The organism is Pseudoalteromonas sp. GCY (assembly GCF_016695175.1).
In the GTDB taxonomy this organism is placed as follows: domain Bacteria; phylum Pseudomonadota; class Gammaproteobacteria; order Enterobacterales; family Alteromonadaceae; genus Pseudoalteromonas.
In genome coordinates this window covers 379,232-402,393 of sequence record NZ_CP068022.1, presented here as the reverse complement: position 1 = coordinate 402,393, position 23,162 = coordinate 379,232, and the positions used below count along the sequence as shown (strand labels likewise).

Genomic DNA, 23,162 nt, shown 5'->3' with positions numbered 1-23,162 from the left:
ATAATGTTGCAATATTACCACCCACCCAAGGGCAAGATCGAGCAATTAACCCTAACTCGGGAGAATAGGTTAGTTATTGAGCTTGACTTGCGGCTACTGCAGGTGCAATCAATTCAAGGCCTGTTTTATCGCAATCAGGTAAACGTGCATCCGACACCGCAATTGGGGTCGTTCTTTCTCCCCATTTCACATAGCTGGCAGCCCAAGTTAATCCTGCGCCAAATGCCGCAGACATAATATTAGCGTGTGGTTTAATAAGACCATTTTCGACAGCTTCACACAGTGCAATTGCAATTGTTGCAGCTGAGGTATTACCATATTTGTCGATATTAACCATGACTTTATCATCTGCAATTTCCAAACGATTTTGGATAGCTTGAATGATACGAAGATTAGCTTGATGCGGGATAAGTACATCTATGTCTTCTAGTGATAGCTGTGCTTGGTTGAGTACATCATCACATGCTTCACTCATGCCTTTTACAGCACGCTTAAAGATTTCACGTCCCTCAAAAGAGAGGTCAGAAGGCCCGGTGCCTGCACAGCGGTCCATATCAGTACCATAGTTTGGAATGTGTAATATACTTCTATCTGTGCTATCACATCCAGTTTTGGTGCCTAATAGCCCAGTTGGTTCCTCACTTGCTTCAAGCACGACAGCACCAGCACCGTCGCCAAATAATACTGCGCTGTCACGTCTTGCCCAGTTCACGTACCAAGTCATACGCTCAGCTGCAACAACTACGGCTCTTTTAATCATACCGGCTTGGATCTGTGCAGTAGCATTTTGTAATGCATACAAAAAGCCCGAACAGGCCGCATTGGTATCACATGCTGCAGCACCAACAGCGCCAATATTTTTTTGTACTAAAGAAGCTGTATTTGCCACCATAGTTGACGGTGTACAGGTAGCAAGTAGCACAAGATCGATATCTTTACCTTCAAGTCCTGCACATGCCAAAGCGTGTTGACTGGCCACCGTTGCAAGTTCAGCAGTGCTAACATGGCTAACGCGTCTGGATTTGATACCTGTTCTTGTGCTTATCCATTCATCATTGGTGTCAACGATAGTACTAATTTCATCATTACTGATGCTAGCTGGTGGAATACACTTTCCCCAGCCCGTAATTTTTGCATAAACCATAGTGTCTCTTAATCTAATCCGACCAGTTGGCCAATTTTTTATTTATACCAAATCCTTCACAGTATTGCCATAAAAGCGAAGCAGAGGTTTGTATTAGAGCGATATAACTGACCTCGATCACACCTATTTTTTTTAGATTAGGTATAATTCTTTTATCTTAGCTTAGCTTCTTACATTTTCATGAAAATTGCTTTTTCCCCGAACTCTGCATTGGGCCAACTGTTGCTGTTGCGGTCAGTGGCAATCGTTATCCAAATTGTGATGCTAGCGATAGCGGTTGTCGTTTTTGGTAAACAGTTTGATTTTGTTTCGGTAGTTGCAGTGGTAGCTGCGGAGTCGGTATTTCAGCTACTAAGTATTTACGCCTACCGTAACACAAAAGAAGCAGCGCCCATTGGCATGACAATGCAATTGTTGGCGGATATTTTGTTTCTTACTATTTTGTTGGATCTGACGGGCGGAGCTACCAATGCTTTCGTGTCCTTGTTGGTACTGCCAACGGTTATTGCAGCAGTAACGATTCCAACTATCAATATGTTGATGGTGTCGGCTGGGGCGATTGGCGCTTATCTTTATCTTTATATAAAGATGTCTCATGAACATGTCCACCTTATGGACATGAGCACTCACTTGCTCGGGATGTTAGTTAACTTTACTTTCACTATCATAGTCGTTGTTACCGTGGTGAGCATATTGGTAAAGCAAAATCGAAAAAAAGAGCGGGCTATTGCTTTGTTACGAGAGCAGCAATTACAGCAAGAGCAAATAATCGCATTGGGTAGTGCGGCTGCACAAGCGACCCATCAACTCGCCACGCCAATCGCACATTTGGCGCTATTACACGAAGAGCTGGAGGAGTCGTATCCAAAGGAGGCATGTGTTCAAGAGATGTCAGAACCTCTTGGGAAATGTAAGGAGCAGCTTAATGTCTTTAGAGAATTCACTGAGTATTTAAAGTCAGCGTCTAAACAAATGATAACTGTAGAGCATCTTGCAGAGCAGTTAAAAGAATTAACGAATTTACAATTTCCACAGCAGCATTTTCGATTCGATATTACTAATGTTCAGGGGGCGCTGTGCGATGATCCTATGTTGATGCCTTCGATTTTAAACCTGATTAGCAATGGTGTGCGAGCAAATGAGCAAGCAAAACAGACTGACATCGACGTGATATTTACCTCAGAGTCGACTGAACATGTGATCACCATACTTGATAGAGGTGAGGGAATTGCAGAAGAAAGGCTAGCGCAGTTAGGACACAATGTAGTGAATAGTGAATTAGGGCTTGGTATGGCTGTACTGCTGAGTCATGCGACAATTGAACGGCTTGGTGGACATCTGCTGATTGAAAGCGACCTTACTTATGGCACTAAATGTACAGTTAAACTACCAAGGGTGAGTGATGAAGTTACTGCTTGTTGAAGATGATGTGCCTTATGCGCAGACATTAATAAGGCGCTTGGAAAAACAAGGTCTTAGTGTTGAACATGTTACTTCCATTGAAGATATGCAGGTGGCTTGTAAACAAGAGATTTTCCGATACATATTATTGGATATGAAACTTGGTGAGGCCAACTCAATAAATTTCATAACACAAATCAAGCAGCTCAATGCAAATGCTCGCATTGTATTATTAACGGGTTATGCCAGCATTGCGACTGCAGTTGAGGCGATAAAATTGGGCGCTGACGACTACTTAACTAAACCTGCAAGTACCAGCTTGATAGTACAAACGCTATTGGGAGAGAAAGCTCAAGAAATTGTGGAAGAAGTCATGTCTCCAGAGCGACTAGAATGGGAACACATTCAGCAAGTTCTAAAGGCAAATGAAGGTAATATCTCTGAAACCGCGCGGCAACTTAACATGCACAGAAGAACGTTGCAGAGGAAATTACAAAAGAAACCTGTTTATAAGTAGGTTTTCACTTATACTCATTATTAAATAAAATGAAATATGCTGAGTTAGTCGATGATACTCTCATTTGAAGCATTAAACCTTTGGGCAATTATTCTCGCCGCTTTGTCTTCCTTTATGTTAGGTGGTATTTGGTATTCTCCTATGCTGTTTCAAAAAGCATGGATGGAGGGATGTGGACTGACAGAGCTTGACTTACAAACGAGCGATCCCAAGATGACTTTTGGCGTCGCATTTATGTTGTCTTTGCTATCCGCTGTGTTTATGGCGGTGATGCTTGATCTATCGCTCTCTTTGCTAGCGGCTACCGGAGTTGGACTTGGAGTGGGGATATTTTTCGTCGCCTGTTCATTAGGAATAAGCTATATATTTGAGCAGCGCCCGATGAAACTGTTTTTAGTCAATGGTGGCTATCATGTGTTACAGTTTACGCTCATTGCATTTGTACTCAGGATTATGAGTTAATCCGGTATGGCAAAACCCAATAAAAAAGGCCCAGTTAGAACTGTCGATATTTATTGTGCTGGATGCCGCCAGCAGCTATTTAAGTATCGTAAGGGAGGCAAGGGCAGCCTAGTTAAATGTTTTAAAGAACGGATCACCCAAGACTTTACCACCAACCAAATAAACTGCCCCAAGTGTGAGCAAGAGTTTGCCCGCGACACATTAGTGAGAGGTGCGCCAGCACTGAAAATAATTGGTGGCAAGGTCACCTTTAAGTAGCTATTACTTCAATTCTTATTGCTCACCTTTTGTTGTTATCAGACAAATGTCCTGTCTTGAATTTTCCAATTTGTTACTATCTCGCCGTTTGGCTTTGCTGTTTCAATGAATGAAAATGACCCTTCCCATGGAACTGGGCCAGCCTATTGGGTCTTGCTAAATGGAAAAAACATGATCGATTTAATGTTCGATATCATCGGTATGACAGGCACTTTCTTAGTTGTTGGTGCATTCTTTATGCTACAGCTGGAAAAGGCATCTCCCGATAGTCTAACGTATAACTTAATGAATTTAAGTGGTGCGATCCTACTACTGATTAGCCTTTGTTATAACTTTAACCTTGCAAGCTTTGTGATTGAGCTATTTTGGATCGCAGCCTCTTTAATTGGATTATTTAAATATTTCAAAGCTAGAAAACTGGCATCTGCTTAGAGTCTAAAAGAAAAGGCTAATCAAAAACTTGCGTAGTGGCTAGGAGCAAGTATTATTAAGTTAATCATATGCTGCTACGTAGGTTAGAGTAATCTAACACTACGAGTGAAGTGTGGGAACATAGAGCTCGTATAATATGAAAAACTTAAGCGCTTTAATTAAAGTCACGCCATTATTACTTCCTTTTGCGGTAGTCGCTGAACCAGAAGCTACGGACTCCTACCTTTATCAGCTTTCATTTGAAGAGCTGTTGAATGTAAATGTCTCTATCGCAACCAAAACCGACGAAACGAGAGCATCGGTTCCCTCTAGTATTACTGTTTTTAATTCAGAACAAATAAATAGCCTAGGTGTCGACAGTGTTTATGATTTAATGAACTTTGTACCTGGCTTTCAATCTACACGAGGCGATTGGGTAGGGGCTGTGCCAAAAGAGCATACCCGCGGTGTGTACTTGGATACTGGACATGTGTTAGTGATGATTGACGGCCAAAGGCTGAATGAGTCCTCATTTGGTAAAGCATCAGTCTACACACCCTACATTCCGATTGAGATTATCAATAAAGTTGAATTTATCCGAGGTCCCGGTTCCGCCCTTTATGGAAGTAACGCCTTTCTTGGCGTGATGAATATTATTACCAAAAAACGTAATAACCAGCTTTCTGTTGGTTATGGTGAACATGGCAGTGCGCAAGCAGCAATGAATCTTTCAAGGCAAGTGTCGGATGAAACGCGGCTCTATGCCAATATAGCATTTAATAAACGCTCAGGGGATAGCTATTTTGGAGGCGCTGTAAAAGACCCGTTAGAATCACTTTTTGTTGTATTTGGAGGTAGCCATCAAGCGTTAACATGGCAAGTAAGGTTTAACCGTACTCAACTTAATGAGTTTTTAAATCTTTCCCGTTATTCCCCTGAAAACGAGCATAAAAGTGAGAACTATGCAGCAACATTTGAGTATCTTTGGCAAGCTACTGAGCAACTTGAGTTAACGCATAAGCTAAGCTTTATTGAGCATAATATCGAAAGTGCAGGACTCATCGTTACAGCAGCAGAAATTGGTATCACGCGAGGAGGGGACTTCCTAGTAGGCCCTGCTTGGCAATCCAGAGACTTAACTTATAACCTAGATGGTGGTTATAAACAAAACGACCGTTTACAGTGGAATTTTGGCGTTGAGCTATCAAAGGAAGAACAAAGTAAAGCAGGCGTTAGAACCTCATATTACGATCAAAGTGCCGGTGATATCATCATCTATAACCACACTTATTTAGGTGGTATTCAAACCATATCTGATTACGCCCCTTTTTATCCGCTGCGACAAGATTTTGATTCCTATGCTGGGTACGTTCAAGCAAAGTATCGGTTTAGTGAGCAACTGAGTATGTTCGCGGGTGCACGATATGACGAAGTGAAAGACATAGATGATAAGTTATCGCCTAGGCTCGCATTCGTTTATGGTTACGATGAAGCAAACGCTTTTAAATTGCAATATGGGGAGTCTTTTCGTACCCCTGTTAGCAACGAACTTAACTCAAACGATGATGTTACATCAGGTAATTCGGAGTTAACTTCAGAATATGTAAAAACGACAGAAATTGTTTGGCACTATCAAGATGAGTCTAAACAGTTTGATGTTGTGTTATTTGATAATGAGCTGGAAGACTTCATTAATCTAGTACCAATAGATGATGAACAAGCTGAGTTTACATTTGATAACGTCTTTGAGACGAGCATGCAGGGTATTGAAGTTAATGCTAATTTTAATCTGAGTGGCACAACTTGGATACAAGGTGCATACACCCAGTTATTTGACGAGCCATTAAATGGCAGTTTTAAAAAGTTTGCTGCACTTGCATTTACTCATAAAAGAGAGACGGTAGAAGTAACTTTAAATGCAATTTGGCGAGACACAACATTTATTCCTGCTCCCCCTGAGTCAATTGTCGATGATTTCGAGCAGTCAAGTTACTACCTCATCGGCGGCACCGTTTCTTTTAATTTGGATAATAATACTAAAATTCAACTGAAAGCTGAAAATCTTTTTGATAAAAAATACACCGTATTTGATCCAAGATTGATTGATGGTCATGTGCCACAACAGGGCAGAAATTTAGTGATTCAGTATATTAAGAATTTTAATTAGCTGATGGGGTAGGTGTTTCTAGAATGAATGTGCCACCTATACGGTGGCACATTTTTTATTACTTAAAAGAACGTATAATCAACACGTAGGCTGATTGTGCGGCCATTTAGGTAGTTAATATACTCTTGAGCTGCTGAATTATTGGCGTTTCTAGAGCGAGCACGCATATAGGTAGCAGTTTCTTTATCAAATAGGTTATTAACGAATACACTTAGTTTTAGACTATCACTTAGCTGAATACGTCCTGATAAATTAAAGACACTATATGCTGGTGTTTTGTCTTCATCACGAACATTAAAGTGTGTTTTATATTCATCATAGAAAGAGTATTCGCCTCGGATGTAAGCATCTTTACCGAACAATTGAATATTTTGATCAAGCGCTAGGTATGCATTCCATTCTGGTACCATAGTCATCTTATCACCAGCACTTGCGGAGATAGAATCATTGTCTTCTGTGATCTCTGAGCTTGTATACGACGTGTTGAATGACATCGTTAAGTCGTCAGTTAAACGAGCCGTTGACTCAAACTCAAAACCTTCAGACTTAGCTTCACCGCCGTTAGCTGTATATGAGAAACCACACGTGTCCATGTATACTGAAGTTTTAATATCAGTCCAATCGATGCGATAGATAGCGGCTGAGAAATCAACCTTTCTGTCAAGTACGCTTGCTTTAAAGCCTAACTCGTAGTTTTCGATAGCATCAGACGTGTAACGGTCTTTACGGTTTTTAGCAAGTGGATCGGCCTCACATGAAGCTGCTAATGGACCATTGTTACCACCTGGTCGATATCCTTCTGAATATAAACCATATACAGACATTTCTTCACTTGGACGGTAAGAAACACTGAACTTATAGCGGTTACCTGATTCTTCACCACTTAGATTATCTTCAGAAGTTGCCCAAATACCTTCTTGCGTGTAGTGAGAACCATCTTTAAGTTCAAAGCGGCGTACACCACCATTCACTTCAAGGCTACCGGAATCACCTAAATCAAATTCGTATGCAACATCCGCGAAGAAAGCGAGTTCTTCTGAGTAATCACGAATGTTGGTAAGGTTCCAGTTGTTTTGCGGGTTGCCAAATGTATCTTTACCAATTTGTGTCGCGTCCGCACCCCACCAATTAAGTGCTAACGCAGATACTTTGTCACCTTTTTCATGATATTGGTTTTGGTAGTCTGGATCGTAGCCGTACTCAACTTCGTCATAGTAAGCGCCGATAGTCCAAGATAGAGGCGAGTTTACATCAATATTTTGGAAACGCAGTTGGTGAGTCACGCGCTCATATTTGCGATGGTCAATGATCCAAGTACGGAACATATCTGACGCATCTAAGCGACTCCATGCAGTTTGAATGCTGTCTTCTTCATAAGTACGGTGAGAGCCTGCGTAAGTTAAAGACGCAATATCTAGGATGTTATCATCCTGAATATTTAAAGTGAAAAGGTCATTAGTGGCATCAGACCATGGGTCCATTAAGTCCCACACTTGGTATTTTTGTGGTACGCCCTTGTTAGCGATTGGCGCGTTACCCGCGTTACATTGAGGACGCTCTGCAGTTTCAGGGCAAGAAACTTTAAAGAAGTCGACATCATACCCGTAAGCCGCTTCCTCATTGGCAGTTAAGCTGTAGTCCCAATAATAACCTGGTGTAGAACGGTCACCTGTTGTTGTACCTGTGTCGCTGAATGTCGTATGTGCGTAGCCGAGAGTAACAGAAGTTTCTGGGTCCACTTGCCATAATAGTTGGCTGCGGATAAAGCCTCGATCTGCGTTACCCTGAACACCTGTATTCATGTTTACCATTTGGTAACGTTCATGTTCTGTATTACCACTTACACGTAATGCTAATGTATCATCAACAAGTGGAATGTTAACACCCATTGAAATATTACGATGTAGACCATCTACATCTTTTTCACTTCCAATCTGTGTAGATGCGAAAAATTCAAACTCATCAAGTACAGGTTTTTTAGTGATGATCCTCACCGTACCACCGATAGCATTGGAGCCATAAAGTGTACCTTGTGGTCCTCGTAAAACCTCAACTCGCTCTACGTCATTTAAGTTTTCAAAAGTGAAAGGAACATCATCGACAAAAACACTGGTTGTGTTTGGAAATGCAGTGTTACCTCCACTCAAGCCACGCAAAATAAGTTGACCTCTAGGAGAAGCAGCCCCTGCAAGTGTTCTATAAAAGTCTTCTGCTGATACTAAGTTACGATCAGCGATGTCCATCGCTGAGATAGTAGAAACCTGCATTGGAATTTCTATGATGGTTTCTTCTTTACGACGAGAGGTAACGGTAATTTTTTCAATTTGTTCTTTAGCACCGTCTTCTGGTTGCTCTTCCGCAGTCGCGTAAAAGCTTGCTGATGCAGCCAGCATGCTAAGGCAGAGAGTACTCTTAGCAAATGGTATCTTCCCCAGTGGTTTCATTGTGATTTCCTTTATTGTTTTTGTGTTAAAAATGCAATAGTACCGGTATGGGTACTATTGCTTATGTATCAATGAAGGGTAAAAATAATTTATTAATGTAAATTATTCAAGTTTAATGTAACTTTATTTTTGTTGTGGTGTTTTTGTTTTATTTAAGTCTATACTAATCATAAGGTTACTAGTCTGAAGAATAATGCTTAGAAATATGGAGTTAGCCAAAAGTCTAATAGGGTTTGGAATATTTAATTCTAAAAAAACACTAATTATCGGGGTTTCTGGCGTTCAGGGCTCTGGTAAATCAACGTTAAGCTATTCTCTTTGTAAACAACTTTGGGAAGTTGGCATTACCTGTGAGTGTGTGTCACTTGATGATTTTTATTTAGACCCAGAAGAGCGGGCAGTGCTTGCTTCAAAGTTTCATCCGCTGTTTCAACAAAGAGGCTTGCCTGGTACTCATGATCTGCAACTATTACAAGATGTTATAGACAGATTTAAACGTGGCGAAGCATTAACTTTACCTGTATTTGATAAATCAATTGATAGGAAGTTGCCAAAATCAAAATGGCGAAAAGTTGATGCGGGTTTGCAGGTACTTATTATCGAGGGATGGTGTATGGGAGTGGAGCCGCAGCCTAGCGATGAGTTAGCATCTCCCGTTAATCAATTTGAGCAAGAGTTTGATAAAGACGGTTCGTTTCGCTTACAAGTGAACCACATTTTATGTGAAGAGTATCAAGCTATTTTTTCACAATTAGATAGTCTCATTTATTTAAATGGAATGAGCTTCGACAGAGTATATCAGTGGCGTCTGCAACAAGAGCATATGCTCAAAGCATCGACTGGAAAAGGGATGAGTGATGAGGAAATTAGACAATTTATTCAGCCATTTCAACGCCTTTCGGTGTGGGGAATGCAAAGCTTAGCAAAAGTCGCAGATATTGAAGTGTGTTTGGGTGAGAATAGAGAAGTGCTACAAATAAACACTCAACTTGGTGAATAAACAAGTTGAGTGTAATTTTTACTAAAGTTGATGAATTAGGCCGCTAGCTCTTCAACACCAACGATTAACCAGGGTGCATCCCCCGTCGTTTTACGCTCTAAGTGCCATATTTCGTGGATAGGTTCTTCTTGCATGTCCCCCAGATCACGATATTTACCAGTAAACTTAATGCTAACTTCCCAAACGTCAGGGCGTGTATCTGCACGGACTAACTCAGCGTCAACAAACATTACTTCAGTGTTAACGTCACCTTGTTGCTCTCGTTCACGCTTGAACTCTTCAACCAACTCTGGACTCAAATATTCAGAAACGGTCGAGAAGTCGTTGTTATTCCAAGCGGTTTGAATGGTTTGATAATGCTGTCTTGCGCCTTGTAAAAAGCCATTGATATCAAAATCTCTAGGCAGATTCATAGGCACACTACTTGCGCCAAAACCACCGCCGATTGGTCCTTGGCTTTGAAACTGCTGTGGTGGTGGCGTATTGTTGTAGCTACCCATAGGCGGCGCACCGGCATAACTTGGCTGCTGTTTTTTTGCAAGCATGCCCTTAACCAATTTGAAAATTAAAAAGGCAGCAGCTGCAAGCAAAATCATTTCAAGGAATTGAAATCCTTCAAAATCATCGCCAAGCATCGCGGCAATTAGACCACCAGCTAGTAATCCGCCTAGTACACCGGCCATAATGCCTTTTTTACTCGACTTAGGTGTCGTAGTCGATTTTGTATTTAATGCTTGTGTATCAGTTTGCTGCTTTTGCTGGGTTGTTTGTGTTTGCTGGGTTTTTCCTGAGCTTTTACTACCAAACTTCTTTCTCGCTTCAGCATTAAAACTGGCTGTAAATAAAAAAGAAACAAGGGAAAGTAACACAATGAAATGTTTCATAAAGTTCCTATATACCAAAATAACTGCCGCCATTGTAAAGAACTAACATGGCTATTTAAATAGGTATGTACCTCAATTAAATTTGTATTTTGAGAGGTTTAGTAAGGATATTGAGACACCGCCCCGAAGAGTGGGGCGGTGGCGTTATAACCAGCGTAGTGAGCTTGTCACTTCTGATTGGAAGGTTTCAATCGGCGTACCTCGGTTTGCCACCAGTATAGTGTTGGCTTTACCATCATGAGCAATTAAGCCCTCAAAGCGGCTATCACCAAAACTATCTTTGCCATCAATCGTACTTTGTTGACCTGCTGGCACGACAAAAACCGTGAGTGGACCAAACTCGGATTGCATAACCAAGTGAAGGCTTTTTTGGCCTTTAAAATTACAAAATGTCGCGTAAACCACTTTACCCGGTAAGTTGTCGAACTTACCCCCAAACATCGCGAGCTTCTCGTTCACGGTTTGCAGTGACACTGTTTCTTGCTTCTGTAGCGCATTTTCTTCGTAATACACATGAGCAAGTGCGTGTTCACCGGTATCGACAGGGTGTCCAAAACCACCAAAGTAAAAGACCACGGCGGCAAAAAATACACTGGCGGCAATCGCAAAAGGTGCAGTAGCGCGTCTAAACCAAGACATTTTCACCACTTTTTTCTCTTCCGTTTCAAGCTCCTTTTGCTTTGCGATTATCTTATCAGCCAACCCCTCAGGCACATCAATATCGAGTGATTTTCCCAAGAAATCGTCGAAAGCTTGCATTTCTTCGACCAGTGCTTGCAACTCAGGTTGCTTTTCGGCCTGTTTCTTGACCTCTTCATCATGAGGATCAGCTACGAGGCGGCGTCGAAATTCGAGTTCATCCATCAGTTTGATGCCCCCTTTATTGGTTCATATTCAGTCGTTAAAGCGTCTTTCAGCTGGTTGCGAGCACGGTATAACCTTGTCATCACCGTGTTTTTATTCAGCTCAAGTATATCGGCGATTTCATCCCCAGAACATCCCATCACCACTTGCAGTAGCAGTGGTTCACGATATTCTGGTGCTAAGTTGGCTATTTGTCGTTGCACAACGGTTTGCTCCATTGCATCATCCAAAGCCGAACTGGTATCGTCGACCAGCGTATCTTGTTCAACCTCCGCATAGTCAAATTGCTTGCGCTCAAAACGACGTGCATTCTCTCGTCTTAAAATAGTTAATAACCAAGGCTTTGCCGCATTTTCATCTTGTAATGAATCGAGTGCGCGCCAAGCCCGCAAAAAAGTTTCTTGTACTAAGTCTTCTGCTATTGTCGGATCGCCAGACAACCAATAAGCGAACTTATATAGCTCTTTGTGGTACATCCGAACCAGTGACTCGTAGTGATGTTGTTTACTGGCCATATCTATGAGACCTATCTTTTGGCAGGTTTATTTCAACAAAAACTCATTTTATTTTAGTTGATTTTGGGAGTGTATTTCACACCAAGCATAATTGATCTGTTAATTATTTACTAACAAATCTAGTTCGTCTTGCAATAAAAAAGCGCCCTGAGGCGCTTATTGATATAGATTGCCTAAATTTTGGCTTTTATTTGTGTGAACCGTGCTTTTTACACTGGTTTTAATTTCACCATATAGTTGAGCCAAGTCTATTTTTGCGCTATTGCCTCCATACAGCGAGCTTTGTAGCGTTTGTACTTGTGCTCGCAATGAGCTGGGTTGAAGTGCTAGCCATTGTGTCATGGTGATATTTTGTTGTTTGGTGTAGCGCAGTAGCGCTTGATAAAAGCCCGCTGGGTTATCTTGCTTAACCGCTTCTTCAAACGAAATAAGAGGTGCTGGATTTTCATCAGTGACCGTATTTACTACTGGGTTTGAGGCAGGTTTTGCTCTTAGACGCCATATTAGTAATGTTATTAGCCATAATGCGTATCCGAAAGCGGCGAGTCCCCACATCCACAGCGGGATAATTTGCTCTGTGATCACGTTGGTTTGCGTAGCCGTTGATGGATTTACGCTTGGACTTGAAAGCGGCTGCGGGATTGGAGCGGTCTGTGGTAAGGCTGGCTGATTTGGGTCATGAATCACGCTGACAGACTTACTTGGTAATGTCGCAAACTCTTCACGTTTAGTGATGGTGTTAAACCAAGGTAGTTTTACTTCGGGCAAAGTAAAATCACCGGCAAGTTGCGGTAGGTAAGCAAATGAAATGGTTAACTGAGAGATGACTTTCCCATCTCGGGTAATTTGCTTACGCTCTGATGCGTCTGGATAAATTCTAAACCCATTAACGTCTTCAAGCTGAATGTCAGGAAGCTGCTCTTTAGTAACACCCACTGCAGTGAGTGTTAGCGTTCGCGTGATGGGCGTCCCAACCATAAACTCGGTATCTTTGGGCTGCCATTCTTCAGAAAAATTCAAATATTCACTGGGTAGCCAGTTATCAGCAGCGTTAGCTGGGATAGGGGACACTGAAAAGTCAATGGTATTGCCAACCGCAGAAGTCGCCATTCTACGATAGCCATCTCTGATCTGGCCGTTGAAAATCGGCGGGTCTATGCTGAAGTCACCACTTTTTTGTGGTTGGATCATATATTCGCGAGTGAGTACCATGTAGCGTCGGCCGTCAATAACTTCGTATTCTTCATTGGCTTTGCCCAATTGTGTGAAATTAGCGCCATCTGAGATTGGGGCACTTAGTTGGCCATCTAGTAGTTCTTTTCCTACATAGAGCTTAACGGTATAAAGCGCTGCCTGTTGAACATAGAGATTTTTTGTCTTGAGTTCGGTTTTTACGAATATATCTTCACTTTGCTGCTCATCATCACGAGCGACAACTTTGATTTCGATCGGCTGGGTCGTTTCACCATCTACCTCTAACGCAGGAATGGTGTAAGTACCCGGAGTGCGAGCAACGAGCTGCATTTGCCAGGTAGTGGAGCTTGAAACGCTACCATTAATGATACTGGTTCTTGAACTGGTATTCACCGGGCTGGTGATAAAGTCGTTACTAAGCACCGAAACATCAGGAATGGTGCCTTTGACTTTGCCCTCAGCGATAATCGACAACGTGAAATATTCACCTGCGAGCACTGGGTTTTTGTCTACGCTGGCTGTGAGATTTTCCAATGCCAACGAGGCGTGGCTTAATATCAACAAAGACAGAAAAAATAGAATGCGTTTTACCATGATTTTTCAGCTCCTCTTGGTAGACGTCTTTGTTTGCGTTGTTGTGCTTCTAGTTGCATTTTATTTCTCAATAATATGGCCGGATCATCAGGTACTTTTCTAAGAAGTTGATTAAGCTGTTGCGCTTTCTCAATTTCTTCAGGGGTAAGTGGCCGACTATCTTGCATCATTGCTGCCTGTGCCTTTTCTTCATCCTGCGGTGATTGTTCGGGATCGGGCATGGGTGCGGCTTGCGCTTGCTGTTGTTTTTGCTCTTGAGTTTGTTCGTCAGCTGCTTGCTGGTCTTGGCGGGCAGCATCTAGCTCTGGCTCGTTGTTGTTTTGTTCTGACTCACTTCCTGCTTGTGGATTCTGACCTTGTTGGTCTTGCTGACTTTGTTGGTCCTGCTGACCTTGTTGGTCTTGCTGACTTTGTTGGTCTTGCTGACTTTGTTGGTCTTGCTGACCTTGTTGGTCTTGCTGACCTTGCTGACCTTGTTGGTCTTGCTGACCTTGTTGGTCTTGCTGGTCTTGCTGGTCTTGCTGACCTTGTGGGTCTTGCTGATCTTGTGGGTCTTGCTGATCCTGCTGATTTTGCTGCTCTTGCTGATCCTTTAACGCTTCGACTAACGCTTTATTATCCTTCGCTTGCGTAAACTCAGGATCTAGGGATAAGGCTTTTTCGTAGGCAGTAATCGCGTCGTCTAACTTACCAAGCTGTGCTAGCGCATTGCCTAAATTGTATTGGCCTTCTGCTGAGCTTGTTTGTTCGAGTGTTTTTACCGCTCCTTCGTAATCTCCGGCTTTATAAAGGGCTGCACCTTTTAGTACCGGATTATCGGCAAGGGCTGCTTCATCGAACGCTTCATTTTGGTAGGCCTGCAGTGCGTTTTGGTCGCTATTTTTAAACCACTGTGTCCATTCATTCGCCAGCGCTTTTTGCTGCGGCAACATCGTAAAAACAACCAAAGCACTGAGCATAACTGCGTGATTTCGAACCAATAGCAGTGCGAGTGGAATAAGTACAATCAACAGATATATTCCCGCATCTACTCGCCACTTAGCACTTTCTTGGTCGCGTTTAAGCACCGATGTATTTGCACCCAAATTAGGCTTAAATGTCTCTATGTCGCTACTGTCAGCAGTATAGCTGGCAAATTTTCCACCCTTTACTTTAGCGAGTTTTTCAAGTCGAGTCGGGAATAACTTTGGCACGACTATCTGACCATATTGGTCTTTTAAAAAGCCGCCTTCAGGTAATTTGATTGGTGCGCCTTGCGCCGTACCTAAGGCATAGATACTCAGCTTAAATGGGCTGTCAGAAAGAAGCTTTTGTACATCTTCTGCGTCTTCTTGTTCAAGTCCATCGGTTACCAAAATAATGTCACCATAGGTTGCACTTGCACCTGTTAACAAGCTAACGGCTTCTTCGATGCCTGCATATACGTTAGAGCCTTTTGAGGGCATGATCTCTGGACGAAGGCTCGGGATCAAATTCTCAAGAGTGGTGACGTCCGTTGTAAGTGGTGACACGGTAAAAGCATCGCCTGCATAGGCGACTAAACCCGTTTCGCCTTCTTTAAATTGCTTTAGCATGTCTAAAGTCTTAAATCTCGCTTGGGTTAAGCGGTTTGGCGCGAGATCGGTTGAGTACATAGAATAAGACATATCCAGCACTAACACTCTAGGTGCCTGAGTTTTAAAAACCGGTACTTCTTGTTTTTCGATACTTGGTCCTGCAACCGCAATAATGGCCAACAAAAAAAACACAATACCAAGCCAAGAGTTACTTTGCTTTTGGTGTTTTTGACCATCGGCTCCCATCACCACCTTCATCAAGTGCGGTGCGATAAGTTGCGCTGATTTTTGATTGGACTTTTTAGACCATTGCAATGCACTGTATATCATCCAAGGAATAAGGAGCCAAAGCAGATGTGGGCGAATAAATTCAAATTCCATCATATATTTACCCTCTTAATTTTGTTCTTAATACGAGACTTAGCTGAGCTACAAAAAGCAAGCCGAGTATCGCGAGGAGAGGAATATAAAACAGTGAAACCTTAGGACGGAAAGTCTGTGTTTCATCACTTATCGGCTCTAGCTCATCGAGCATAGCGTAGATTTGTTGTAGGCCTTCCACGTCTTTTGCGCGAAAATATTGCCCACCAGTTTCTTTGGCGATATGTTGCAACGTTTTCTCGTCGATACTACTACCGGCCATAGAATTAAAGCCAAATAAACCAAAACCGCGTCTACCATCAGAGCCAACACCAACAGTATAAATCTTTATGCCTTCTTCTCGGGCTAAGATCAGTGCTTCTTCTGGTTGAAGGTTGCCCGCGGTGTTTTGACCATCGGTCAGCAAAATCAAGATTTTGTTACTTTGTTCACGTTCACCAAAACGCTTTACCGACAAACCAATAGCATCGCCAATCGCTGTGGCGCGTCCAACTAAACCAATTTGTGCCTCACTAAGCATTTGGCTAACCGTCGCTAAATCTCGGGTGAGTGGCGTTTGCAAAAACGCGGTGTCACCAAAAAGAATAAGTCCTAGACGATCTCCTTGGCGCGCTTCGATAAAGTCGCTAACAACGGCTTTGACGACAGACAATCTGTCCACTAAGCGACCTTGGTATTCCATATCTTGCTCTGTCATTGAAGCCGACAAGTCAACGGCAAGCATAATATCGCGTCCCTCGTTTGGCACAACGATTGGGTCGTCAAGCCAAGTCGGGTTTGCCGCTGCGGTTACCAGTAACAGCCAGATGAGAGTTTCCACTAGGCTTACTTTTGCGCGCTTATTGAGTTGATTTGTGCTCGCGAGTTGTAACTTTGCGGCACTTGGCATACGAATATTGATGTTCGTCTGCGCGATACTCGGTTTAAACTTCGCAATTAGCCAAGGCAGAGGTAACAATAAAAAGGCAAGGGGCCAACTAAACTCAAACATCGAGACGCTCCTTCACTTTGAAGGTATTAATCGCACGACATAGTTTATCGCTGAGTGCGGGGTCTTGAGTCGGTGCATATAACGAGTCGAGCTCTTGCTGAGTGAGTTCAACACGTGTGAGTCTTGCTTGCAGCGTTAACCATTCTTGGCCCGATCTACTCGCAGCGGTATCACCGTAATAATGTTTTACTAAACGTTTGAGTATGGTGTGTAGTGCTTGGGCATTATCCTGCGAATGACTCAGTTTTACGGCTTCCTTTTTTGCCTTTAAAAATTGCTGGCGACGATACAATAGCCAACACGTAGCCCCAAATATTGTAAGTAGAACACAAATGGCTCCCCACATTGGATAAGAAAGTGGCCACCAGCTCACGCTTTGAGGGATGACCACATCATTAAGCTGGTCGAGTGGATTGACTTGCATTTAACCCCTCATGATTTGTAATTCGATTGGTAATGACGCGTCGTACTTTTGTAACGACATACCAGAGCGCTTAAGTAGCGCCAATCTTCGATTGAAAAAGTCAGACGCATTTTGCGAGAATTTGTCTCTAAATTGCTTGTCCATCAAGGGCAATGTCCAGTGTTGTTCACCAGCTGAGACCTCAATCGCTTGACTGTATTCAGGAAGGTGATGCTCAAAAGGATCACTCACCATACAACCAATGACTTCGTTATGGCGAGTGGTACGCTCTAGCAATTTAAAGCTTTCATCATTCAATTCCGTAAAGTCCGAAATGAGGTAAATCAGGCTACCGGGCTTGGCCAGATGCACAAGTCGTTTTAAATTCTCATTGAAACGATCCCCCGAGGGGTGAGTCTCTTTTTGAATTAATGCTTGTTCGTGTAGGGCACAAAACTGATGAGCTAGCGCAAGCACTCCACGGTCGCGAGCAATCGGTTTAAGCTCGTGGTGATTGCTGTCATTAAATACCACACCACCAACACGGTCGCCGCGTTGGCATGCAGCCCAAGACACCAAAATGCCTAAGTGCGCCGCAAGCACCGACTTAAGTAAAAGCTTTGAACCGAATAGCATGCTTGAGGAAAAGTCACAAAATACAAAAACGGGGCGCTCTTTCTCTTCTTGAAAGAGCTTCGTGTGTGCTTCACCGGTACGTGCGGTAACTCGCCAGTCAATCGCACGAATATCATCACCATATTGGTATTGTCTGACTTCAGCGAACTCCATACCCCGACCTTTATGCGGTGCAAGGTATTGCCCTGATTGAGCACTTTTCACTTTTCCTCTCGGTTTGAGCGAAAGTAAATGCGCTTTGGACTTATAAAAAAGTAGCTCTTTCAGGCCGAGTTCGACACCATTACTGTGGCTTTCATTAAACCAGCTGGCTGAATTAAACTGCTTGATGTCGTTCATAGTATTATGGAACAGCAACCAATTCTAAAATCCTACTGATCACCTCATCTTTGGTGATCCCATCCGCCTGTGCCTCATAACTCAGCACGATACGGTGGCGTAGCACGTTATGTACCACAGCTTGAATATCTTCAGGTGTGACAAAATCTCTGCCTTGTAGCCAAGCATGAGCACGAGAACATTTATCAAGCGCAATTGTAGCGCGAGGGCTCGCGCCATAATCAATCCAGCTCGCAAGCGTTGCATCAAAGCGTTGTGGTTGTCTGGTCGCAATAATCAGTTGCACAAGATATTGCTCTAGTGGCTCAGCAAGATGCATGCTTAGTACGGTTTTACGGGCCTCAAATAGGGTTGCTTGACTAATAGGCGTGAAGGTTGCTTGATACTCCTCCAACGCCTCGCCACGAGTGAGGCGCAAAATATCGACCTCGGTTTCTGCATCCGGATAATCGATATTCAGATGGAGTAAAAAGCGGTCAAGCTGCGCTTCAGGTAACGGATATGTACCTTCTTGTTCAAGCGGGTTTTGCGTTGCCATTACCATAAATAGCTCAGGTAACGGATACGTTGTCTTACCAACGGTTATTTGGCGCTCGGCCATTGCTTCTAGTAGGGCTGATTGCACTTTGGCTGGCGCTCGGTTGATTTCGTCAGCCAAAATCAAATGATGAAAAAGCGGGCCTCTCTCAAACACAAATTCGTTGGTTTGTTGGCGATAGATATCTGTACCCGTTACATCAGAAGGCAATAAGTCTGGAGTAAATTGGACGCGTTGGAAGCTCCCTTCAATACCTTTAGCTAGCGCATTTACTGCACGGGTCTTAGCCAGACCTGGGGGGCCTTCAACCAATAAATGACCATCTGCTAAAAGCGCGATAAGCAAGGATTCGGTCAGTGCACTTTGTCCTAAAATTTGGGTATCTAAATATTCTTTTAGTTGAGAAAACTCGTTTACTGCCATGAGACTGCCTTTTAAGCCGACAAAATAAAAATAGTTATATGGACGCGGAATGAATAATCAAGTTGATTAGACCCATAATTTTAGAAAAGTTCATAAATTTTAAATAACAATTTCAAATACTTTGAGATTGCTTGAAAAAGCATCTAAAGTTGGTTTTCACGGTTTAAAAAGCAGCCATTTCGTGCTTTGCTATTGGCAACTTCGATTTGGTTGTTTAGAATCGGAGGAAATTAACAGGTCAGACCTGTCAGCGGGAGAGCAAAATTCATGTCTGAACAAAACATACTAAAAACATCAAAAGGCGACCGAATCGCTATCGTGAGCGGCCTGCGTACGCCATTCGCAAAGCAAGCTACCGCTTTTCACCACGTTCCAGCCCTAGATTTAGGTAAAATCGTCGTCAACGAAATGCTTGAGCGTTTGAACTTCGATCGTAAAGAAATCGACCAACTGGTATTCGGCCAAGTTGTACAAATGCCAGAAGCGCCGAACATTGCGCGTGAAATCGTGCTTGGCACTGGCATGCCAGTTTCTGTTGACGCTTACTCTGTATCACGTGCATGCGCAACCAGTTTCCAAGCGATTGCTAACGTTGCAGAGAGTATTATTTCAGGCCAAGTGAGTGTCGGTGTTGCTGGTGGTGCGGATTCTTCATCAGTGTTACCTATTGGCGTGAGCAAAAAGCTTGCAGGTAGCCTTGTTGACTTGAACAAAGCACGTACGCTTAAGCAGCGTTTACAGATTTTCTCAAAGCTAAGACTCAAAGACTTACTGCCAGTGCCACCTGCAGTTGCAGAATATTCAACTGGCTTATCAATGGGGCAAACCGCTGAGCAAATGGCTAAGACTCACGGGATCAGCCGTGCAGATCAAGATGCGATGGCGCACCGCTCACATACCTTAGCTGCAAAAGCGTGGTCGGAAGGCTTATTAAATAATGAAGTGATGGCTGCCCATGTTGAGCCATACAAAAGCTTTATTGATAAAGATAATAACATCCGTGAAAACTCTTCATTGGAAAGCTACGCCAAGTTAAAGCCTGTATTTGACAGACAGCACGGCTCAGTAACTGCAGCAAATGCAACGCCACTGACCGATGGTGCGGCGGCAGTATTAATGATGAGCGAAAGCAAAGCCAAAGCGCTTGGCTACGACATCTTAGGTTATGTGCGTAGTTTCGCCTTCTCTGCAATCGGCGTACACGAAGATATGTTGATGGGTCCTGCACATTCAACGCCTGTAGCACTTGACCGAGCGGGTATTACACTTGCTGATCTTGACCTGATAGAAATGCATGAAGCTTTCGCAGCGCAAGCGCTGGCCAATATGAAAATGTTTGGCTCAGACAAATTCGCGCAAGAAAAACTTGGTCGCAGTAAAGCAATTGGCGAAATCGACATGGATAAGTTTAACGTGCTTGGTGGTTCACTTGCATATGGTCACCCATTCGCAGCAACCGGTGCACGCTTGATCACGCAAAGCTTACATGAGCTTAAACGCCGCGGCGGTGGTCTTGCATTGACAACTGCCTGTGCTGCAGGTGGTCTTGGAGCAGCATTCGTATTGGAGAGCGCATAATGTCAGTATTTTCTTATGAATTAAACGACCATAAAGTCGCCATCGTTACAATCGACGTACCGGGCGAAAAAATGAACACCCTACGTGATACATTTGCTGATGAATTATTAGAGATCATCGCAAAGAGTAAGCAAGACGACGTAACGGGTATGGTTTTTATCAGTGGTAAAGACGATAACTTTATCGCTGGTGCAGACATTAAAATGCTAGACAGCGCTAAAACCCGTGAAGATGCGTTAGCGATTTCGGAAATGTGTCATAAAACCTTCTTTAAAATGGCTGATTTACCATTCCCAACCGTTGCCGCGATCCACGGTGTAGCACTTGGTGGCGGCTTGGAGTTTGCGCTGGCTTGTGATTACCGTGTATGTACTGAAGACAGCAAGACTAAACTGGGTCTTCCAGAAGTACAGCTTGGTCTATTGCCAGGCGGTGGCGGTACACAGCGCCTACCGAAATTAGTTGGTATTCAAAAAGCACTTGAATGGATGCTAACTGGTAAACAAGTTCGACCTAAGCAAGCGAAAAAAGCGGGCCTAGTTGACGATTCCGTACCGCACAGTATTTTACTCGACGTAGCGGTGAAGCTTGCCAGAAAAGGTAAGCCTAAGCCTCGCAAACCGAATTTAGACAAAATTAGCCAATTGCTAGAGTCTAACCCGTTCGGACGCAATATTATTTTCAAAAAAGCACAAGAAAATGTTGAGAAGAAAACGGGTGGTCACTATCCAGCGCCAATCGCTATCATCAAAGCGGTACGTGCATCTGTAGAGCTGGACAAGCTTAAAGGTTATAAAACCGAAGCCGAGGGTTTCGCCGATTTAGTGATGTCTGAAGTTTCACGCTCGCTACGTGGGATTTTCTTTGCAACAACGGAAATGAAAAAGGATTTCCAAGGTGAAGATCTTGCTCCTGTGAAGCGTGTTGCAGTGCTAGGTGGTGGCTTAATGGGCGCAGGTATTACCCATGTTAGTGCGGTTAAAGCTGGCACACCGGTACGCATTAAAGATGTTGCGCATCAGGGCATTAGCAACGCATTAAATTACAGCTATAAGATCCTAACTCAACGTCAAAAGCGTCGTATTATTTCAAAGGCAGAGATGCAGTCAACTTTGAATATGATCACGGGGACAACAGATTACTCTGGTTTTAAACACACAGACATGGTGATTGAAGCCGTATTTGAAGACCTAGACCTTAAACAGTCGATGGTGGCGGATATTGAACGCGAATGTAGTGAGAGTACGATATTTGCAAGTAATACGTCATCATTACCAATCGGCCAAATCGCGGCAAAAGCGACGCGTCCTGAAAACGTAATTGGTTTGCATTATTTCTCGCCAGTAGAAAAAATGCCGCTGGTGGAGATCATTCCGCACGAAACCACCAGTGATGAGGTTATTGCGCGCACTGTGGCTTTTGCTCGCAAGCAGGGGAAAACCCCAATTGTAGTAAAAGACAAAGCTGGTTTTTACGTAAACCGTATTCTGGCACCTTATGTCAACGAAGCGGCAAATCTTTTGCTTGCCGGTGAGCCGATAGAGAAAATCGATCAAGCCTTGGTTGAGTTTGGCTTCCCTGTTGGTCCTCTTGCGCTTCTTGATGAAGTAGGTGTAGACATTGGCTCTAAGATTGCGCCAATTCTAGAAAAAGAATTAGGTGCTCGCTTTAAGGCGCCGGATGCTTTTGCACGTATGATAGATAGCAAACGTCTAGGTCGCAAATCTGGTCGTGGTTTCTATAGCTATGAAGGTAAAAAAGGCAAGCAAGTGGACGAGTCAGTCTATGAGTTACTCGGTGTCACGCCTTCTCCTAAGTTGAATAAACAGGAAATTGCAAACCGCTGCGTTGCGCAGATGCTCAATGAGGCTGCGCGCTGTCTTGACGAAGGTATTATTCGTAATGCGAGAGATGGTGATATCGGCGCTATTTTCGGTATTGGTTTCCCTCCATTCTTGGGCGGTCCATTTAGTTATATGGACAAAAAAGGCGCCAATAAGGTGTGTTCAGAGCTATCAACATATGCAGCTGACAACCCTGTATTTACACCTGCGGAGCCGCTACTCGCAATGGCCGAAGAAGGCAAAGCTTATTACGAGTAACGATACCAATTTATCTAGGGCCTGTTGACCTTCGCTGTTTGATTTTTGTTCTTCTGAGTGTGTTTTGATCGCGACGCTCGACTTGCCGCCTAGTAATCTAGGCAAAAGTTGAGCAACAATGAACAAAGCGCACTCAGGTGAACCCAAAGGGCAGCGCTTGACTGGCATTTCTACTGTGTTATCGCCAGGCTTACATAGAATGACTATGCTACGCAGGCTTTGCCTTGTATAAATACCAGTCAAACTGCTGCAAAAACAAACTTGAAAGATCAACAGGCCCTAATACTCGTTAGTGAAAATATCCTATCTGTAAGCCGCTGTAATGCGGCTTTTTTCGTTCTCTGGTCTAGACTTAATAGC

The 23,162-nt window shown here is 43.3% G+C and carries 20 protein-coding genes and 1 pseudogene; 9 read left to right on the top strand and 12 right to left on the bottom strand.

Annotated elements, in window-relative coordinates:
- Positions 1-73 precede the first annotated feature (73 nt).
- Entirely contained in the window at positions 74-1,144 is a 1,071-nt protein-coding gene (locus JJQ94_RS01655) for a ketoacyl-ACP synthase III (protein ID WP_099028497.1), read from the bottom strand.
- Positions 1,145-1,381: 237 nt separating this feature from the next.
- Here JJQ94_RS01655 and JJQ94_RS01650 point away from each other — a divergent pair, with 237 nt between their 5' ends.
- The 6 genes from JJQ94_RS01650 (at position 1,382) to JJQ94_RS01625 (ending at position 6,360) form a co-directional block, all read left to right on the top strand.
- A complete protein-coding gene (locus JJQ94_RS01650) occupies positions 1,382-2,566 on the top strand; it encodes an ATP-binding protein (protein ID WP_236596470.1) in 1,185 nt (394 codons plus the stop codon).
- Positions 2,547-3,062 carry a response regulator transcription factor gene (locus JJQ94_RS01645; protein WP_099028499.1) on the top strand — a complete coding sequence of 172 codons (516 nt, stop codon included), beginning with the start codon at positions 2,547-2,549 and terminating at the stop codon, positions 3,060-3,062. The genes JJQ94_RS01650 and JJQ94_RS01645 overlap by 20 nt, the downstream gene beginning before the upstream one ends.
- A 51-nt stretch (positions 3,063-3,113) precedes the next feature.
- A complete protein-coding gene (locus tag JJQ94_RS01640; RefSeq protein WP_099028500.1) occupies positions 3,114-3,524 on the top strand; it encodes a DUF1761 domain-containing protein in 411 nt (136 codons plus the stop codon).
- Positions 3,525-3,530: 6 nt separating this feature from the next.
- Positions 3,531-3,782 (top strand): hypothetical protein, encoded by a 252-nt coding sequence (locus tag JJQ94_RS01635; RefSeq protein WP_099028501.1) that lies wholly within the window; start codon positions 3,531-3,533, stop codon positions 3,780-3,782.
- A 171-nt stretch (positions 3,783-3,953) separates the two neighbouring features.
- Positions 3,954-4,214, top strand: a complete 261-nt coding sequence (locus JJQ94_RS01630) for a CBU_0592 family membrane protein (RefSeq protein WP_010379248.1) — start codon at positions 3,954-3,956, stop codon at positions 4,212-4,214.
- Between the two features lie 136 nt (positions 4,215-4,350).
- Positions 4,351-6,360 carry a TonB-dependent receptor plug domain-containing protein gene (locus tag JJQ94_RS01625; RefSeq protein WP_099028502.1) on the top strand — a complete coding sequence of 670 codons (2,010 nt, stop codon included), beginning with the start codon at positions 4,351-4,353 and terminating at the stop codon, positions 6,358-6,360.
- Between the two features lie 62 nt (positions 6,361-6,422).
- Here the strand turns inward: JJQ94_RS01625 and JJQ94_RS01620 are convergent, their stop codons facing one another.
- Positions 6,423-8,804, bottom strand: coding sequence for a TonB-dependent receptor (locus JJQ94_RS01620; protein ID WP_099028503.1), 2,382 nt, complete (start codon positions 8,802-8,804; stop codon positions 6,423-6,425).
- Between the two features lie 193 nt (positions 8,805-8,997).
- On the opposite strand from JJQ94_RS01620, the gene JJQ94_RS01615 reads away from it, so the two are divergent.
- A complete protein-coding gene (locus JJQ94_RS01615; RefSeq protein WP_236596469.1) occupies positions 8,998-9,804 on the top strand; it encodes a kinase in 807 nt (268 codons plus the stop codon).
- Positions 9,805-9,839: 35 nt separating this feature from the next.
- Here JJQ94_RS01615 and JJQ94_RS01610 read toward each other — a convergent pair whose 3' ends face one another.
- The 10 genes and pseudogenes from JJQ94_RS01610 to JJQ94_RS01570 all read right to left on the bottom strand — a co-directional run bounded on the left by JJQ94_RS01610 (position 9,840) and on the right by JJQ94_RS01570 (position 19,122).
- The gene (locus JJQ94_RS01610; protein WP_099028505.1) at positions 9,840-10,688 is read right to left on the bottom strand and encodes a Tim44 domain-containing protein; all 849 of its coding nucleotides are present in this window, start codon (positions 10,686-10,688) and stop codon (positions 9,840-9,842) included.
- 144 nt (positions 10,689-10,832) lie between these two features.
- On the bottom strand, positions 10,833-11,552 hold the full coding sequence (locus tag JJQ94_RS01605) for a DUF3379 family protein (RefSeq protein ID WP_099028506.1): 720 nt from the start codon (positions 11,550-11,552) through the stop codon (positions 10,833-10,835).
- Positions 11,552-12,067 carry a sigma-70 family RNA polymerase sigma factor gene (locus JJQ94_RS01600; protein ID WP_010605216.1) on the bottom strand — a complete coding sequence of 172 codons (516 nt, stop codon included), beginning with the start codon at positions 12,065-12,067 and terminating at the stop codon, positions 11,552-11,554. Before JJQ94_RS01600 ends, JJQ94_RS01605 begins: the two co-directional genes overlap by 1 nt.
- A gap of 156 nt (positions 12,068-12,223) precedes the next feature.
- Positions 12,224-13,855 (bottom strand): BatD family protein, encoded by a 1,632-nt coding sequence (locus JJQ94_RS01595; RefSeq protein WP_099028507.1) that lies wholly within the window; start codon positions 13,853-13,855, stop codon positions 12,224-12,226.
- Positions 13,849-14,076 carry a hypothetical protein gene (locus tag JJQ94_RS24405; protein ID WP_249031261.1) on the bottom strand — a complete coding sequence of 76 codons (228 nt, stop codon included), beginning with the start codon at positions 14,074-14,076 and terminating at the stop codon, positions 13,849-13,851. The genes JJQ94_RS01595 and JJQ94_RS24405 overlap by 7 nt, the downstream gene beginning before the upstream one ends.
- Positions 14,077-14,499: 423 nt before the next feature.
- Positions 14,500-15,657: pseudogene (locus tag JJQ94_RS24400) on the bottom strand (VWA domain-containing protein); the annotation flags it as partial.
- Positions 15,658-15,799: 142 nt separating this feature from the next.
- The gene (locus JJQ94_RS01585) at positions 15,800-16,783 is read right to left on the bottom strand and encodes a vWA domain-containing protein (RefSeq protein ID WP_099028508.1); all 984 of its coding nucleotides are present in this window, start codon (positions 16,781-16,783) and stop codon (positions 15,800-15,802) included.
- A complete protein-coding gene (locus tag JJQ94_RS01580) occupies positions 16,776-17,207 on the bottom strand; it encodes a DUF4381 domain-containing protein (protein ID WP_099028509.1) in 432 nt (143 codons plus the stop codon). Before JJQ94_RS01580 ends, JJQ94_RS01585 begins: the two co-directional genes overlap by 8 nt.
- Positions 17,208-18,161, bottom strand: a complete 954-nt coding sequence (locus JJQ94_RS01575; protein ID WP_099028510.1) for a DUF58 domain-containing protein — start codon at positions 18,159-18,161, stop codon at positions 17,208-17,210.
- 4 nt (positions 18,162-18,165) lie between these two features.
- Positions 18,166-19,122 (bottom strand): AAA family ATPase, encoded by a 957-nt coding sequence (locus JJQ94_RS01570; RefSeq protein ID WP_099028511.1) that lies wholly within the window; start codon positions 19,120-19,122, stop codon positions 18,166-18,168.
- A gap of 267 nt (positions 19,123-19,389) precedes the next feature.
- Here JJQ94_RS01570 and fadI point away from each other — a divergent pair, with 267 nt between their 5' ends.
- Both fadI and fadJ read left to right on the top strand, forming a co-directional pair.
- On the top strand, positions 19,390-20,700 hold the full coding sequence (gene fadI / locus JJQ94_RS01565) for an acetyl-CoA C-acyltransferase FadI (RefSeq protein ID WP_088532421.1): 1,311 nt from the start codon (positions 19,390-19,392) through the stop codon (positions 20,698-20,700).
- Positions 20,700-22,802 carry a fatty acid oxidation complex subunit alpha FadJ gene (gene fadJ, locus JJQ94_RS01560; RefSeq protein WP_099028512.1) on the top strand — a complete coding sequence of 701 codons (2,103 nt, stop codon included), beginning with the start codon at positions 20,700-20,702 and terminating at the stop codon, positions 22,800-22,802. The genes fadI and fadJ overlap by 1 nt, the downstream gene beginning before the upstream one ends.
- Positions 22,803-23,162 lie beyond the last annotated feature (360 nt).